14 protein-coding genes and 1 riboswitch are annotated in these 15,103 nt (G+C 65.3%); of the genes, 11 read left to right on the plus strand and 3 right to left on the minus strand.

All coding sequences use genetic code 11. The features are described 5' to 3' along the window. Nucleotides 1-11 precede the first annotated feature (11 nt). Both ACFXP9_RS09645 and aroC read right to left on the minus strand, forming a co-directional pair. Complete coding sequence (locus tag ACFXP9_RS09645) at nt 12-227, minus strand: hypothetical protein (protein ID WP_397208665.1); 216 nt, start codon at nt 225-227, stop codon at nt 12-14. Between the two features lie 104 nt (nt 228-331). Next, the gene (aroC, locus tag ACFXP9_RS09650) at nt 332-1,429 is read right to left on the minus strand and encodes a chorismate synthase (protein ID WP_397208495.1); all 1,098 of its coding nucleotides are present in this window, start codon (nt 1,427-1,429) and stop codon (nt 332-334) included. A gap of 102 nt (nt 1,430-1,531) precedes the next feature. Next, a riboswitch (TPP riboswitch) is annotated at nt 1,532-1,632 on the plus strand. Between the two features lie 30 nt (nt 1,633-1,662). Here aroC and ACFXP9_RS09655 point away from each other — a divergent pair. The 3 genes from ACFXP9_RS09655 to ACFXP9_RS09665 are packed head-to-tail and all read left to right on the plus strand — an operon-like array spanning nt 1,663 to nt 4,861. Next, nucleotides 1,663-2,640, plus strand: coding sequence for a thiamine ABC transporter substrate-binding protein (locus ACFXP9_RS09655; protein WP_397208494.1), 978 nt, complete (start codon nt 1,663-1,665; stop codon nt 2,638-2,640). Nucleotides 2,641-2,649: 9 nt separating this feature from the next. After that, nucleotides 2,650-4,176, plus strand: coding sequence for a thiamine/thiamine pyrophosphate ABC transporter permease ThiP (locus tag ACFXP9_RS09660; RefSeq protein ID WP_397208493.1), 1,527 nt, complete (start codon nt 2,650-2,652; stop codon nt 4,174-4,176). Beyond that, a complete protein-coding gene (locus tag ACFXP9_RS09665; protein WP_397208492.1) occupies nt 4,166-4,861 on the plus strand; it encodes a thiamine ABC transporter ATP-binding protein in 696 nt (231 codons plus the stop codon). The genes ACFXP9_RS09660 and ACFXP9_RS09665 overlap by 11 nt, the downstream gene beginning before the upstream one ends. On the opposite strand, the gene ACFXP9_RS09670 is transcribed toward ACFXP9_RS09665, so the two are convergent. Beyond that, nucleotides 4,858-5,199, minus strand: a complete 342-nt coding sequence (locus ACFXP9_RS09670; RefSeq protein ID WP_397208491.1) for a carboxymuconolactone decarboxylase family protein — start codon at nt 5,197-5,199, stop codon at nt 4,858-4,860. The two genes, ACFXP9_RS09665 and ACFXP9_RS09670, sit on opposite strands and share 4 nt — an antisense overlap. Before the next feature lie 198 nt (nt 5,200-5,397). Here ACFXP9_RS09670 and ACFXP9_RS09675 point away from each other — a divergent pair, with 198 nt between their 5' ends. Genes ACFXP9_RS09675 through ACFXP9_RS09710 form a run of 8 tightly spaced genes read left to right on the plus strand, consistent with a single transcriptional unit; the run spans nt 5,398 to nt 14,588 of the window. Beyond that, nucleotides 5,398-7,656, plus strand: coding sequence for a 4Fe-4S binding protein (locus tag ACFXP9_RS09675; RefSeq protein WP_397208490.1), 2,259 nt, complete (start codon nt 5,398-5,400; stop codon nt 7,654-7,656). 19 nt (nt 7,657-7,675) lie between these two features. After that, nucleotides 7,676-9,598: a TAT-dependent nitrous-oxide reductase gene (gene nosZ, locus ACFXP9_RS09680; RefSeq protein WP_397208489.1), complete on the plus strand. Its 1,923-nt coding sequence runs from the start codon at nt 7,676-7,678 to the stop codon at nt 9,596-9,598. A 13-nt stretch (nt 9,599-9,611) separates the two neighbouring features. Continuing rightward, on the plus strand, nt 9,612-10,886 hold the full coding sequence (locus ACFXP9_RS09685; RefSeq protein WP_397208488.1) for a nitrous oxide reductase family maturation protein NosD: 1,275 nt from the start codon (nt 9,612-9,614) through the stop codon (nt 10,884-10,886). Next, nucleotides 10,883-11,794, plus strand: a complete 912-nt coding sequence (locus ACFXP9_RS09690) for an ABC transporter ATP-binding protein (RefSeq protein ID WP_397208487.1) — start codon at nt 10,883-10,885, stop codon at nt 11,792-11,794. The genes ACFXP9_RS09685 and ACFXP9_RS09690 overlap by 4 nt, the downstream gene beginning before the upstream one ends. After that, nucleotides 11,791-12,624: an ABC transporter permease gene (locus ACFXP9_RS09695; protein WP_397208486.1), complete on the plus strand. Its 834-nt coding sequence runs from the start codon at nt 11,791-11,793 to the stop codon at nt 12,622-12,624. Before ACFXP9_RS09690 ends, ACFXP9_RS09695 begins: the two co-directional genes overlap by 4 nt. Further along, complete coding sequence (locus tag ACFXP9_RS09700) at nt 12,621-13,166, plus strand: nitrous oxide reductase accessory protein NosL (RefSeq protein WP_397208485.1); 546 nt, start codon at nt 12,621-12,623, stop codon at nt 13,164-13,166. Before ACFXP9_RS09695 ends, ACFXP9_RS09700 begins: the two co-directional genes overlap by 4 nt. Beyond that, nucleotides 13,163-14,089, plus strand: coding sequence for an FAD:protein FMN transferase (locus ACFXP9_RS09705; RefSeq protein WP_397208484.1), 927 nt, complete (start codon nt 13,163-13,165; stop codon nt 14,087-14,089). Before ACFXP9_RS09700 ends, ACFXP9_RS09705 begins: the two co-directional genes overlap by 4 nt. Nucleotide 14,090: 1 nt before the next feature. Continuing rightward, on the plus strand, nt 14,091-14,588 hold the full coding sequence (locus tag ACFXP9_RS09710; RefSeq protein ID WP_397208483.1) for an ureidoglycolate lyase: 498 nt from the start codon (nt 14,091-14,093) through the stop codon (nt 14,586-14,588). The last annotated feature ends 515 nt before the right edge of the window (nt 14,589-15,103 follow it).

Raw genomic sequence — 15,103 nt, forward strand, 5'->3', positions numbered from 1 at the left:
ATCCGCCCGTCTTAATCCGGGTGCAGACCCGCCAGCACCAGCCCGACCAGCCGCGCCAGGTGGTCGGGGTCGGCCATGTCCTCGGGGCTGATCAGAAGATGCGGCTTTGCCTTGGGGTATGGCGGGGCCTCGGCCGGTTCGATCATCGCGGCGCGGGCGGCGGGGACGGGTTTGACATACAGCCGGTCGTCGCAGATCACGCCAAAGAACAGCCCATCGCAATACAGACCCTATTCCCCAAACATCTTGCGCGCGGTGATCCGGCCCGGCGTCTGGGGCGATTCCATCAGCAGCGCCACGATATCGGCGCAGGCTCCGGCGCTGGTGGCCATCAGCCGATTTCGCCGCGCCGGCCCCCGGTCTGGGCGCGGTCCAGCAGCAGGTGATCCAGTATGACACAGGCGGCCATGGCCTCGGCCACGGGGACGGCGCGGATGCCGACGCAGGGGTCGTGGCGGCCCTTGGTGATCAGGTCGACCTGATCGCCGCGCTGGTTGATGCTGCGGCGCGGGGTCAGGATGGAACTGGTCGGCTTGACCGAGAACCGCACAACGATGTCCTGCCCGGTCGAGATGCCGCCAAGGATGCCCCCGGCATGGTTCGACAGAAATTCCGGCCCGTCCGGGGTCATGCGGATTTCATCGGCATTTTCGGTGCCGGTCAGGGTGGCGGCGTCCATGCCCTCGCCAATTTCGACAGCTTTAACGGCGTTGATCGACATCATCGCGGCGGCAAGGTCGGTGTCCAGCTTGGCATAGATCGGCGCGCCAAGCCCTGCGGGGGCGCCGCTGATGGTGACCTCGACCACGGCGCCGACGCTGTTCTGGTCTTTGCGGATGCGGTTCAGGTAATCGGTCCATTCCGGCACCGCCTGCGCGTCGGGGCAGAAAAAGTCGTTGCGGGTGATCTGGCCTTCGTCAAAGCGGCTGCGGTCGATCTGGCAGGCGCCCATCCGCACCATGTATCCGGTGATCCGCAGATCGGGCAGCAGGCCGCGCAGCACCGCCTGCGCCACGCCGCCCGCCGCCACCCGCGCCGCCGTTTCGCGGGCGCTGGACCGCCCCCCGCCGCGATAATCGCGGATGCCGTATTTCCAGTGATAGGCAATATCGGCATGGCCGGGGCGGAAGGCCTGCGCGATCTCGCCATAATCGCGGCTGCGCTGGTCGGTGTTCTCGATCATCAGCTGAATGGGCGTGCCGGTGGTGCGGCCCTCGAACACGCCTGACAGGATGCGCACCGCGTCGGGTTCCTGCCGCTGGGTGGTCATCTTTGACTGGCCGGGGCGGCGGCGGTCCAGAAACTGCTGGATGAAGGCCGCGTCAAGTTCGACCCCCGGCGGCACGCCATCGACGGTCGCGCCAAGCGCCGGGCCGTGGCTTTCGCCCCAGGTGGTGAAGCGGAAGATATGGCCAAAGCTGTTCATCATCGCGGTGCGCCCCCTTTTGCCAAAAGCGATAGCCGCCCGCGCGGTGCGGCGCAACCGTGGCGGCAACAAGCGCTTGCGCGTGGCGCGGGGGCGGGTAAGCTGGCGCGGACCTCGGGGTGCCCATCGCGGGCTGAGATGCGTGACGCGAACCCGTCGAACCTGATCCGGCTGATACCGGCGAAGGGAAGGCCCCGCAGCCCTTTCCCTTTGTGATCACAAGCAAGGAGCCTGCGATGAAAATGCCCGTCCTGACCGCCGCGCTGGCCCTGATGGCCGCCCCCGCGCTGGCCGACAAGCCTGAACTGACTGTCTATGCCCCCGATTATTTCGTGTCGGAATGGGGTCCCGGCCCCAGGATCGAACAGGGGTTCGAGGCCGCCTGCGGCTGTGATCTGGTCTGGGTGACGGGGGATGTCCTGCCGCGCCTGCTGATGGAAGGCGACAAGACCCGCGCCGATGTGGTGATCGGGCTGAACAGCGATGTCACCGCGCGGGCGCGGGCCAGCGGCCTGTTCGCGCCGCATGGGCAGGACCTGTCGGGCCTGAGCCTGCCGCTGGACTGGACCGACGACACGTTCCTGCCCTTCGACTGGAGCCATATCGCCTTCGTCTATGACGAAACGCGCCTGCCCAGCCCGCCGAAATCCTTTGACGACCTGCTGAATGCCGATGTGAAAATTGCGCTTCAGGACCCGCGCAGCTCTATCTCCGGGCTGGCGACGCTGCTGTGGGTCAAATCCGTCTATGGCGCGCGCGCGCCCGAGGTTTGGGAAAAGCTGGCGCCCAAGGTGCTGACCGTGACCAAGGGCTGGTCCGAATCTTACGGCCTGTTCACCGACGGAGAGGTGGACATGGTGCTGTCCTTCACCAGCTCGCCCGCCTATCACATCGAGGCCGAGGGCGACAAAACCAAGCACGCCGCCATCTTCCCCGAGGGGCATTATTTCTATGTCGAGCTGGCGGGCAGGCTGGCCGGCAGCGACCAGCCCGAACTGGCGGCGCAATTCATGGATTACATCCTGTCGCCCGATTTCCAGACGATGATCCCGACCGCGAACTGGTCATGGCCCGCAAAGCTGGCCGAAGGCGACTGGCCGCAGGTGTTCCGCGACCTGCCGCGCCCCGACAAGACGCTGTGGTATTCCGAAGCCGAGGCCGAGGCCCTGCGCCAGCCCGCGCTGGAGGAATGGCTGCGCGCCTTTTCGCGCTGACCCACGGGTATGGAAGGCACCCGGCACTGGCCTGGCAGGCTGGCGGCGCTGGCGCTGGCCGGGCTGATCCTTGGCACATTGGCGGTCGTGGCGTGGCAGGCGCGCGGGTTGTCCGGCCTTGGGCCGTGGGATTGGCGCGCGATCTGGTTCACGATCTGGCAGGCGGTGCTGTCCGCGACCCTGTCGGCGGCGCTGGCGGTGCCGGTGGCGCGGGCGCTGGCGCGGCGGCGGTTTTGGGGCCGTGATGCGCTGGTGATGCTGTTGGGGGCGCCTTTCATCCTGCCGGTGATCGTGGCGGTGATGGGGCTGATCGCCGTGTTTGGCCGCAGCGGCTGGCTGAATGCCGGGCTGGCGCTGGCGGGCCTGCCGGCGCTGTCGGTCTATGGCTGGCAGGGGGTTATTCTGGCGCATGTGTTTTTCAACCTGCCGCTGTCGGTGCGGCTGGTGCTGCAAGGCTGGCAGGCCATCCCGGCCGAGCGTGTGCGGCTGGCGCAATCGCTGGATTTCGCCCCGCGCGACATGCTGCGCCATCTGGAACGCCCGATGCTGCGCGAGGTTTTGCCCGGTGTCTGGCTGGCGGTGTTTCTGGTCTGCCTGACATCCTTTGCCGTGGCGCTGGCGCTGGGGGGCGGGCCGCGGGCGACGACGGTGGAACTGGCGATCTATCAGGCGTTCCGGTTCGACTTTGACATCGGGCGCGCGGCCAGTCTGGCCCTTGTTCAGGTGGGGCTGTGCGTGGCCGCGATGGCGGTTGCCACGCGGGTGGCGATGCCTGCGGGCTTTGGCGCCGGGATGGATCGCGGCGATGCCTTGCGCGGGCCGGGTGGCTGGCGGCGGGGGGCGGATGCGGTGATTATTGCGCTGGCGGCGGGGTTCCTGATCCTGCCGATGCTTGGCGTCGTGGCCGAGGGGCTGCCGCGCGTTGCGGGCCTGCCCGCGCATGTCTGGCAGGCGGCGCTGCGGTCGGTGGTGATGGCGCTGATCTCGGGCGGGGTGACGCTGGTATTGGGGCTGTCACTGGCCCTGGCGGCGCAAAGCCGCTGGGTCGAATGGGCGGGGATGCTGCCGCTGGTGGCCTCGCCTCTGGTTCTTGGGACGGGGCTGTTTCTGATGCTGCGCGGGCTGGCCCGCCCCGAGGATCTGGCCCTGCCGGTGACGGTGGGGGTGAATGCGGTGATGGCGCTGCCCTTTGCGCTGCGGGCGCTGGTGCCGCAGGTGGCGGCGCTGCGGGCCGATTACGGGCGGCTGGCCGATTCGCTGGACATGACCGGATGGGCGCGGCTGCGGCTGGTGACGCTGCCCCGGCTGGCGCGGCCTTTGGGTTTCGCGGGCGGGCTGGCGGCGGCTTTGGCGATGGGCGATCTGGGGGTGATCGCGCTGTTTGCAAGTTCAGATCAGGCGACCCTGCCGCTGAAGCTGTATCAGTTGATGAACAGCTATCGCATGGGCGATGCCGCGGCCTGTGCGGTGCTGCTGATGGCGATCAGCTTTGCGCTGTTTTGGGTGTTCGACAAAGGGGGGCGCCATGTCGCTTGAGTTCCGCGATATCGCCGTGACGCTTGGCGATTTCAGCCTTAGCGCCGACTTTACCGTCCCCCAGGGGGCGCGGGTGGCGGTGATCGGCCCGTCCGGTGCGGGCAAGTCGACGCTGCTGGCGCTGGTTGGGGGCTATCTGGCGCCGGATCGCGGACAAGTGCGCTGGCAGGGGCATGACATTGGGGTGATGCGGCCCGGTGCAAGACCGGTCTCGATGCTGTTTCAGGACCAGAATTTGTTTCCGCATCTGACGGTAAAACAAAATGTAGGGCTGGGGCTGCGGCCCGACCTGCGCCTTAGCCGGCATCAGGAACAGGAACGCGATGCCGCGCTGGAACAGGTGGGGCTGGCCGATATGGGGGATCGCAGGCCCGCGCAATTATCCGGTGGTCAGCAGAGCCGGGTGGCGCTGGCGCGGGTGCTGTTGCGGCAACGCCCGATCCTGTTGCTGGACGAGGCATTTTCCGCCCTTGGCCCCGCGCTGAAGGACGAAATGCTGGCCCTTCTATACCAGATCACCCGACAAACCGGGGCGACGGTGCTGATGGTCACGCATGACCCGCAGGATGCCCGCGATTTTGCGCCGCTGACGGTGCTGGTCGCCGGTGGCCGCGCGCATCCGCCGCAGCCCACCGGCCCGTTGCTGGATAACCCGCCGCCGGTGCTGCGGGATTATCTGGGTTAGTCGGCGCCGTTAATGTCGTCCCAGGCCTGCAACGCCTTTGCGGCATACATATAGGACGGCCCGCCGCCCATGGTCATGGCAACGGCACCGACGGCGGCGCAATCGGCGCGGCTGCCGCCCTGTTTCTTCAGCGCCTCGGTGTGGAACATGATGCAGGGCTCGCAGCGGTCGGCAATGGCGATGGCCAGCGCGATCAGCTCGACCTCGCGGCCGCTGAGGGGGCTGCTTTCCTTGGCCGCCTTCTGAAACGCGCCAAAGCCCTTGGCGGTGTCGGGAATGGCCTTGTTGAGGCTGCGCAAGCCGTCCTTCATTTCCTCGAACTTCCGGGCATAGGACATTGTCTGCTCCTTGGATGTGACATTCATTGGACGGAATGTAACGCCGCCCCGCGCAGGATCAATGGCCGAATGCGATCTGCGACAATCGGTGCCGCCCCGATGTGGCCCCCTGACCCGCCCCGCCGGGTTTTGAGTTTGGTCAAATCCCCGAATCACCCCCCATGTTACGGCCAGACCAGCATCAGAGAGGGGACTACGATGATGCAACGCATGTCACTGGGGCCGCTTTGGCCGCTGCTGGGTCTGTTTTGCCTGATGATTGCCGTGATCCTGCCCGCGCCGGGCCGGGCACAGACCGCATCGCTGTTACCGGGGTTTCTGGAAAAGCTGGCACCCGCCGATCTGGTGCCGGGTGCCGACAGCTTTGGCGCGATGCGACAGGATGTGCCGGTGGTGCCCGCGATGAAAGGCAAGGATGTCGTGGGCTGGGTGTGGCTGACATCGGATTTCGTGCCAACTGCGGGTTATTCGGGCAAGCCGATCCATGTGGTGGCGGCTGTGACCCCGGATTCCGTCATCTCGGGCGTGCGGCTGGTCAAGCATTCCGAGCCAATTGTGCTGGTGGGCATTCCCGACGCGCGGATTCAGGAAGTGACCAGCGGCTATGCCGGGTTTGACCTGAAAAAGCAGGCCGAGGGCGGCCATGACGCGCGCGATATCGACATCGTGTCGGGGGCGACGGTGACGATCATGGTCATCGACGACACCATCCTGCGCAGCGGCATCAAGGTGGCCCATGCGCTGGGGCTGAAAGGGTTTGAAACCGCCGCTGCCGCGCCCGCCGGGCCGCTGCGCGAAATGGACCCCGCCGCTGGCGAGGTGACCGACTGGGAAACGCTGGCGGGCAATGGCGCGCTGCGGCGTTTTACGCTGGACGTGGCCCAGATCAACGCCGATTTCGCCGCGCTGAACGACCCCCGCACCGCCAAGAATGCCGAGGCCCCGCCCGAGGATGACGCCTATATCGACATCTGGGCCGCGCTGGTCAGCCAGCCCGCCATCGGCAAATCGCTGTTGGGCGATGCGGTTTATGGCAATATCGCCGGTCGGCTGAAGCAAGGCGATCAGGCGATCATGGTTATGGGCAACGGGCGCTGGTCGTTCAAAGGCTCGGGCTATGTGCGGGGGGGCATCTTTGACCGCATTCAGGTGGTTCAGGGACAGATCTCGCAGCGGTTTCGCGACAAACAGCATGAACGCATCGTCCGCGTCGCCGCCGATGGTGCCCCCCGCTTTACCGAGACGGATGTGTTTATCATCCCCGCCGAATCGGGCTTCGACCCCGCCGCGCCGTGGCAGTTGCAATTGCTGGTTCAACGCGCCGTCGGCCCGATTGAAAAGGTGTTCCTGACCTACGATCTGGCCTATGCGCTGCCCGATCCCTATACCAAAGCCGTTGCCCCGCCGCCCCCGCCCGAGGCCGAGGCCGCGCCGGTCCCCGCGGCAATGGCCCCTGCCACGATGGCAGATGCCGGCGATCACGCCGCCCGAAACGCCCTGTGGCAGCGGATCTGGGACGCCAAGCGGGTGCAGGTCACGGTGCTGCTGGTGGCGCTGGGGCTGTTGACGGGGATCTTTTTCTTTCAGCAATTCGCCACCCGTAACGCACGGCTGTTCGACATTATCCGCACCGCCTATCTGGTGTTCACGCTGGTTTTCGTGGGCTGGTATGCCAATGCGCAATTGTCGGTCGTCAATGTTCTGGCGGTGATTTCGGCGCTGTTTTCCGACTTCAAGTGGGAAACCTTCCTGATGGACCCGCTGATATTCGTGCTGTGGTTCGCGGTGGCAGCGTCGCTGTTGCTGTGGGCGCGCGGGGCGTTTTGCGGCTGGCTGTGCCCGTTCGGTGCTTTGCAAGAGCTGCTGAACAAGCTGGCCAAGGCGCTGCGGGTGCCGCAGATCACCCTGCCCTGGGGTCTGCATGAACGGCTGTGGGCGGTGAAATACCTGATCTTCATGGTGCTGTTCGGGGCATCGCTTTACAGCCTTGAACTGGCCGAGAAGCTGGCCGAGGTCGAGCCTTTCAAAACCGCGATCATCCTGAAATTCGCGCGTCCGCTGCCCTATGTGCTGTTTGCGGTCGGTGTCTGCCTGTTGCCGGGGCTGTTCATCGAACGGTTTTACTGCCGCTATGTCTGCCCGTTGGGCGGCGGGCTGGCGATTCCGGCGCGGCTGCACATGTTCCGCTGGCTGCGCCGCTATAACGAATGTGGCAGCCCGTGCCAGACCTGTGCGCATGAATGCCCCGTCGAGGCCATTCACCCCACCGGCGAGATCAACCCGAATGAATGCATTTCCTGCCTGCATTGTCAGGTCCTGTATCAGGACCACCAGAAATGTCCGGTCGTCATCCGGCGCGACAAGCGTCGTGCGCGTGACGCCGTGGCAGCCGGTCAGTTAAGGGCGTCGGACACCGCCCGCGACATGGCCATGAAGAACCATCCGAATGTCGGTTAACACAGAAAGGGACCAAGACATGTCTGGATATGAACACGATGCCGGGGCCAAGCGCGGCGGCCTGTCGCGCCGTGCGCTGTTCAAGGGCACGGCCGGGACGGCGGCGTTTGCCGGGCTGACCGGGGCCGGCGCGCTTGGCGCCATGAGCAACGCGGCACGGGCCGAGACCTCGATCGAGGTCAAGCCGGGGCAACTGGATGAATATTACGGCTTCTGGTCATCAGGCCAGTCGGGCGAGGTGCGCATCATGGGCGTGCCGTCCATGCGTGAACTGATGCGGGTGCCGGTTTTCAACTATTGCGGGGCGACCGGCTGGGGGCTGACCAACGAAAGCCTGAAGATCATGACCGAGGGCCTGACCGAGGAAACCAAGGCGTTTCTGGCCAAGCGCGGCATGAAAACCTATCACAATGGCGACCTGCACCACCCGCATATGTCGTTTACCGATGGCACCTATGACGGGCGCTATCTGTTCGTGCAGGACAAGGCCAACAGCCGCGTCGCCCGCATCCGCATGGACGTGATGAAAACCGACAAGATCGTCGAGGTGCCCAACGCATCCGACATGCACGGGATGCGCCCGCAGCGTTACCCGCGCACCGGCTATGTGTTCGTCAATGGCGAACACCGGATTCCGCTGCCCAATGACGGCAGCATTCTGGACGAGCCGGAAAAATATGTCGCCATCTTTACCGCCATTGACGGCGACACGATGGACATCGCCTGGCAGGTGATGGTGGATGGCAACCTTGATAACCTTGATTCCGATTATAAGGGGAAATACGCGTTTTCGACCTGCTATAACTCGGAAGGTGGGGTCAACCTGGCCGAGATGACGGCGAATGAACAGGACTGGGTCGTCGCCTTCAACATCGCCAATATCGAACAAGGTATCAAAGACGGCGATTACGAAGAACATAAAGGCGTCAAGGTGCTGGATGGCCGCAAGGCGGCGGGCAGGAATTACACCCGTTATATCCCGGTTTCCAACAGCCCGCATGGCTGTAACATGGCGCCGGACATGAAGCACCTGTGCGTCAACGGCAAGCTGTCGCCCACCGTCACCGTGGTCGATGTCGACAAGGTTGACCTGCTGTTCAGCGAAAACGCCGATCCGCGTTCCGCCGTGGTGGCCGAACCGGAACTGGGTCTGGGGCCGCTGCACACCGCGTTTGACGGCAAGGGCAATGCGTTCACCACGCTGTTTCTGGACAGCCAGATGGTCAAGTGGAACATCGACAAGGCGATTGCGAAATTCGCCGGTCAGGATGTGGACCCGATCATCGACAAGATCGACGTGCATTACCAGCCCGGCCACAACCACACCACCATGGGCGAAACCAAAGAGGCAGATGGCAAATTCCTGATCTCGCTGAACAAGTTCAGTAAGGACCGGTTCCTGAATGTCGGCCCGCTGAAGCCGGAAAACGACCAGCTGATCGGCATTTCCGGCGAAAAGATGGAGCTGCTGCATGACGGCCCCACCTTTGCCGAGCCGCATGACTGTATTCTGGTGCGCGCCGATATCGTGAACCCGGTCAATGTCTGGTCGCGCGACGATGCGATGTGGGACGACGCCCGCAAACAGGCCGAGGCCGATGGCGTCGATCTGGAATATGGTGCCGACGTCATCCGCGATGGCGACAAGGTGCGGGTCTATATGCATTCGGTCGCGCCGACCTTCAGCCTTGAAAAATTCGAGGTGAACGAGGGCGACGAGGTCACCATCTATATCACCAATGTCGATGATGTGGACGACCTGACCCATGGCTTTACGCTGGGTGGCCACGGGATCGCGATGGAACTGGCCCCGCAGGCCACGGCCAGCGTGACCTTTACCGCCGACCGGCCCGGCGTGCATTGGTATTATTGCCAGTGGTTCTGCCATGCCCTGCATATGGAAATGCGCGGGCGGATGCTGGTGCATCCGAAGAAAGCCTGACACGGGGTTCGTGATGTCTTCGCTGCCAGCCCTGTTCCTGTCGGCCCTTGGCCTGCTGCTTGCCGTGGCCTGTCCCTCTGCGGGGGCGGTGGTGCCGGTGTCTGCGGGGCAGGATCTGGCGGCGGCCATCGCGGATGCGGCGCCGGGGGACCAGATGGTGCTGGCCCCCGGCGATTATGCCGGACCCATCGTCATTGACAGGCCGCTGACCCTGACGGGTCACGGCAAAGCCCGCATCACCGGCCCCGGCGCGGGTTCGGTGATCCGGGTGCAATCGGGGGGCGTGGTGCTGGACGGGCTGGTGGTCACCGGGTCGGGCCTGCGTCTGGACAAGCTGGACAGCGGCATCGTGCTGGACCGCGACCACCGCGATATTCTGGTCCAGAACTGCACCTTGCTGGACAACCTGATCGGCATTGACGTGCAGGGCGCGCGCGACGTGACCCTGCGCGGCAATACCATTCGTGGCCGCGATGACCTGCGGGTGCCGGAACGCGGCCCCGGCGTCTATGTCTGGAACGCGCCGGGCCTGCTGGCCGAAGGCAATGACATCTCGCGCGGGCGGGACGGGTTCTTTGTCACCACCTCGCACCGGGCGACCTATCGCCGGAACCGGTTTCACGACCTGCGTTACGCCTTTCATTCGATGTATGCCAACCGGCTGGTGGTCGAGGACAACCTGTCGACAGGGAACGAGATCGGCTATGCGCTGATGTTTTCGCAGGATCTGAAGGTCAGCCGCAATGTCTCGGACGGGGACCGCGCGCATGCGTTTTTCATGAACTTCGCCAACAAGGCGGTGCTGACCGAAAACCGTGTGACCAATGGTCCCGAAAAATGCCTGTTCGTCTATAACGCCAATCGCAACCGCTTTGTCGACAATCTGTTTTCCGGTTGTGACATCGGGGTGCATTACACCGCCGGGGCGCAGGATAATCTGTTCACCGGCAACAGCTTTGTCGGCAATCGCACGCAGGTGAAATATGTCGGCACCAAGTGGATTGAATTTTCCGAGGGCCGGCGCGGCAATTACTGGTCCGATCACCCCGGTTTCGACATTGACGGCGACGGCGTGGCCGACAGCCCCTATCGTCCCAATGACGTGATTGATCAGGTGGTCTGGAACCAGCCCGCCGCGCGTCTGTTGCTGGGGGCGCCCGCCGTGCAGTTGATCCGCTGGAGCCAGTCACGCTTTCCCGGCCTGATGCCGGGGGGCGTGATCGACAGCCACCCGCTGGCCCGCCCCGGCGTGCCGGTACAGCCCGTCGAAAAGGGGGGCCAGACATGAGCCATGACACCGTGCTGTCCGCCCGCGACCTGACGGTGCGCTTTGACAGTCTGACCGCGCTGGACGGGCTGAACCTTGACGTTGCCGCCGGTCAGCGGGTGGCGTTGCTGGGGCATAACGGGGCGGGAAAATCGACGTTTTTCCGGGTGATTCTGGGGTTTCTGACATCTGCCGCCGGGTCGGTGCGCATCGACGGTCATGCCCCCGCCACCGACGCCGCCCGCCGTGCCGTCAGCTATCTGCCCGAGACGATGGCCTTTCCCAAGGCCCTGACCGGGGCCGAGATCCTGACCACCTTTCTGCGGCTGCGCGGGCAGGATCTGCGCCAGTGCGGGGGGCTGTTGGACCGGGTCGGTCTGGGCGATGCGGGCGGTCGGGCGGTTGGCACCTATTCCAAGGGGATGCGCCAGCGGCTGGGTCTGGCGCAGGCGCTGATCGGGCAGCCAAGGCTGCTTTTGCTGGACGAACCGACCAGCGGGCTGGACCCGGTGTCGCGGCGCGATTTCTATACCATCATCGACGCCGCCGCAGCCGAGGGCAGCGCGGTGCTGTTATCCTCGCACGGGCTGGACGAGGTGCAGGGCCGCACCGACCGCGTGGCGATCCTGTCGCGCGGGCGGCTGGTGGCCGATGGCACCGCGGCGGCGCTGTCGGCGCAGGCCGATCTGCCGGTGCGGCTGACCCTGCGCGTGGACCCGGCGCGGCGCGATGTGCTGGCGCGGGAACTGGGGGCGGCGGCCGTGGGCAATGACGGTCTGCTGCTGACCGCCCCGGTCGCGGGCAAGGCGGCGCTGTTGGCGCGGATCGCCCCGCTGGCGGCGGATCTGCGCGATATCGACCTGCATCTGCCCACGCTGGAGGATGTCTATCGCCATTACAGCGACCGCGTGAAAGGGGGTCCCGCATGAGCGCGCTGTCCCGCATCCTTGCCATCGCCGGGCAAGAAATCCGGCTGGCCCGCCGCAACCGCTGGCTGGTGCTGGCGATGGCGTTGCTGACGCTGTTCGCGCTGTCCTTGTCGGTGATGGGGGCGGGGCAGGGCGCGGCGCTGGCTGCCGATGCGATGCAGGTTGGCGCGGCGGGGCTGGCGACGTTGTCGGTCTATCTGGTGCCGCTGATCGCCTTGCTGTTGTCCTATGATTCCATCGCCGGCGAGGTCGAGCGCGGCACGCTGGCGCTGACCCTTGCCACCCCCCTGCGCCGGTGGGAAATGTTCGTGGCCAAATTCGCCGCGCAGACCGGCATCGTGGCGCTGGCGGTGCTGTTGGGTTTCGGCATTGCGGGTGCGGTGGTGGCGGCATTCTGGCCGGTCGGTGCTGACGGGCTGGCGGCATGGGCGCGGCTGATGGCGACCTCGGTCCTGCTGGGGGCGGTGTTCGTGGCGATGGGGCTGGCGGTGTCGGCCCGCGCCGGGCGCACCGCCACGGCGGCGGCGCTGGCTGTCGGGCTGTGGCTGGTGCTGGTGGTGCTGTATGATCTGGCGCTGTTGGGCGGGGTGATGGTCGACCGCGGCGGCACCTTTACCACGCAGGTTTTCCCATGGGCCGTGCTGGCCAACCCCGCCGACGCATTTCGGCTGTATAATCTGGCGCTGGTCGAAACCGCCCCTGTTGCCGGGATCGACGGTCTGTCGCGCAGCTTTCCGGCCCCGGTCTGGACGGCGCTGCTGGTGCTGGCCGGCTGGCTGGCCGGGCTGTTGGCACTGGGGATCGCCTTTGCCAAAAGGATCGTGCCATGAGGTTTTCACGTCACCACCGCATTGCCCTTGTGGTCCTTGCCTCGCTGGCGCTGGCCGCCTGCCGCGAGGATCAGGCCGCCACCCCGCCCGCCCCCGTCGCCATGACGGACGAGGCGCTGGGGCATTACTGTCAGATGTATATCACTGACCATCCCGGTCCCAAGGCCCAGATCCACCTGAAGGGCCATGCCGCGCCGATGTGGTTTTCGCAGGTCACCGATGCCGTGACCTATCTGCGCGACCCCGAACAGCCAGACCCGGTGGTGGCGTTTTACGTCAGCGATATGGGAAAGGCCCGGAACTGGGCCTTGCCGGGGCAGGATAACTGGACCGATGGCAACAGCGCCTTTTACGTCATCGACAGCCGCCAGCCCGGCGGCATGGGCGTCCCCGAGGCGATTTCCTTTGCCGATAACGCCGCCGCACAGGGTTTTGCCGCCGAAAATGGCGGGCGCGTGGTGGTGCTGGCCGATATTCCCGATGCCTATCTGACGCCCGCAATTCAGGGCTTTACCGACAATCCGCAAGGGGGTGCCCCATGACCCAAGCTGACCGATTCACCCGTCGTCGCCTGATCGCGATTTCGGCCTGTGCCGCCGGTGCGGCGCTGTTGCCCGCCATGGGCCGCGCCGCCCCGCCCGTGGCCCGCTGGCAGGGGGTGGCGCTGGGGGCCGGGGCGCAGTTGCGGCTTGTCGGGCTGACCCCGGCGCAGGCCGCGCCGCTGATCGCCGCGGTCGAGGCCGAGCTGGCGCGCTGCGAGGCGATCTTCAGCCTTTATCGCCCCGACAGCCAGATTGCGCGGCTGAACCGCGATGGCCGGCTGGACGACCCCGCGCCGGAAATGCTGGCGCTGCTCAGTCAGGCGCGCGACGTGCATCGGCGCACCGGGGGGCTGTTCGACCCGACGGTGCAGGGGCTGTTCGACCTTTACGCCCGCAACGCCGCCAGCGGTCGTCATCCGGCGCGGCCCGAACTGGCGGCGGCGCTGGCCGGGGTCGGGTTTGACAGGCTGCGATTCGATGCCGGGGGTGTGGCGATGCCGCGCGGGATGCGGCTGACGCTGAACGGCATCGCCCAAGGCGCGATCACCGACCGCGTGGCGGCGCTGTTGCGCGCCGCTGGCCTGCGCGACCTGCTGGTCGATATGGGCGAGATCCGCGCCATCGGGCTGGCCCCTGACGGGCGCGGCTGGCGGGTGCGGCTGGATCATGGCAGCGTCGATGCGCCGGTGCAGGTGCTGCGTGACCGCGCGGTGGCGACCTCGCGCCCCGGTGGGACGATGATCGGCGGGGTGGGGCATATCCTGCACCCGCGACAGGGCGCGGTGGCCCCGCGCCTGAACGCGGTCACCGTGCTGGCCGACAGCGCGGCGCTGGCCGATGGGCTGTCGACCGGCGCGGCGCTGATGGATGCGGCGTCGGCGCGGGCTCTGGCGGGGGATGGGGTGACCGTGATAGCGTCATAAGATGACGCAAGATCTGACCGCCACCCCGCTGACCGCCGCCGACTTTGCCCCCTTTGGCGAGGTTATCACCCCCCGTCCCGCGCCGGACATGATCATCAATGCCGGTCGCTGTGGACGGCATCATGATCTGGCGCGGATGGATTTCGGCACCGGCCGCGCCGGGATCAGCCTGTTCGACGCCGAGGCCCGGCACTGGCCGGTCAGCATCGACCTGCTGGAGCGTCACCCCTTGGGCAGTCAGGCCTTCATCCCGATCACCGGCACGCCGTTTCTGGTCGTCGTCGCGGCTGATGCGGACGGCATCCCCGCCACCCCCCGCGCCTTCCTGACCGCGCCGGGGCAGGGCATCAACCTGCACCGCAATGTCTGGCACGCCGTCCTGACCCCCATCGGCGCACCCGGCCTCTATGCGGTCGTCGACCGCATCGGCGCGGGCAACAACCTTGAGGAATATTATTTCAAGGCGCCATTTTTGGTAAATTCACCTGTTTGCGGGTAAAAGGCTGATTTCAAATCACCCTTAAGGCGATTTCAGCGAAACCAAAATTCCTGAGGTTCGGTGTCTGTCGTTTTGGGGCTGTCACCCAAGGCAAGGGATGCCGTGCGAATACAGCGGATGTTTCGGCAGGATTTCGCCAGTCTTTCAAAATGGCCAGAAAGGGCATAAAACAGGCCTTGTCGGCGCGCAGGAAGTTTGCCTAAACATGCGACTTGATGAAAGTGAGCTGTTTTTGAAGGAATATGTGCCTTTTGCAACATAAAAAACCTGCAACGTTATCGGCTTAAGCACTTTCTGGCGCTGCCAGAGTTTATATATTCGTTACAATCACCTGTATATAGGTTGGTTAATACTTGTGCCGGGAAGTTTGTTGCATTTGTTTAAATTTGCGGAAGGCGCATGAATTTCAGGCTCTGTGAACTGCGGATATTCATTTTGAGGCTTTTAAGATGAAGTTACTTTTGACGGGTGGTTGCGGTTTTATTGGGTCTGCGGTTGTTCGTCTTGCGGTTTCG

This window comes from Paracoccus jiaweipingae (genome assembly GCF_044335505.1).
In the GTDB taxonomy this organism is placed as follows: Bacteria; Pseudomonadota; Alphaproteobacteria; order Rhodobacterales; family Rhodobacteraceae; genus Paracoccus.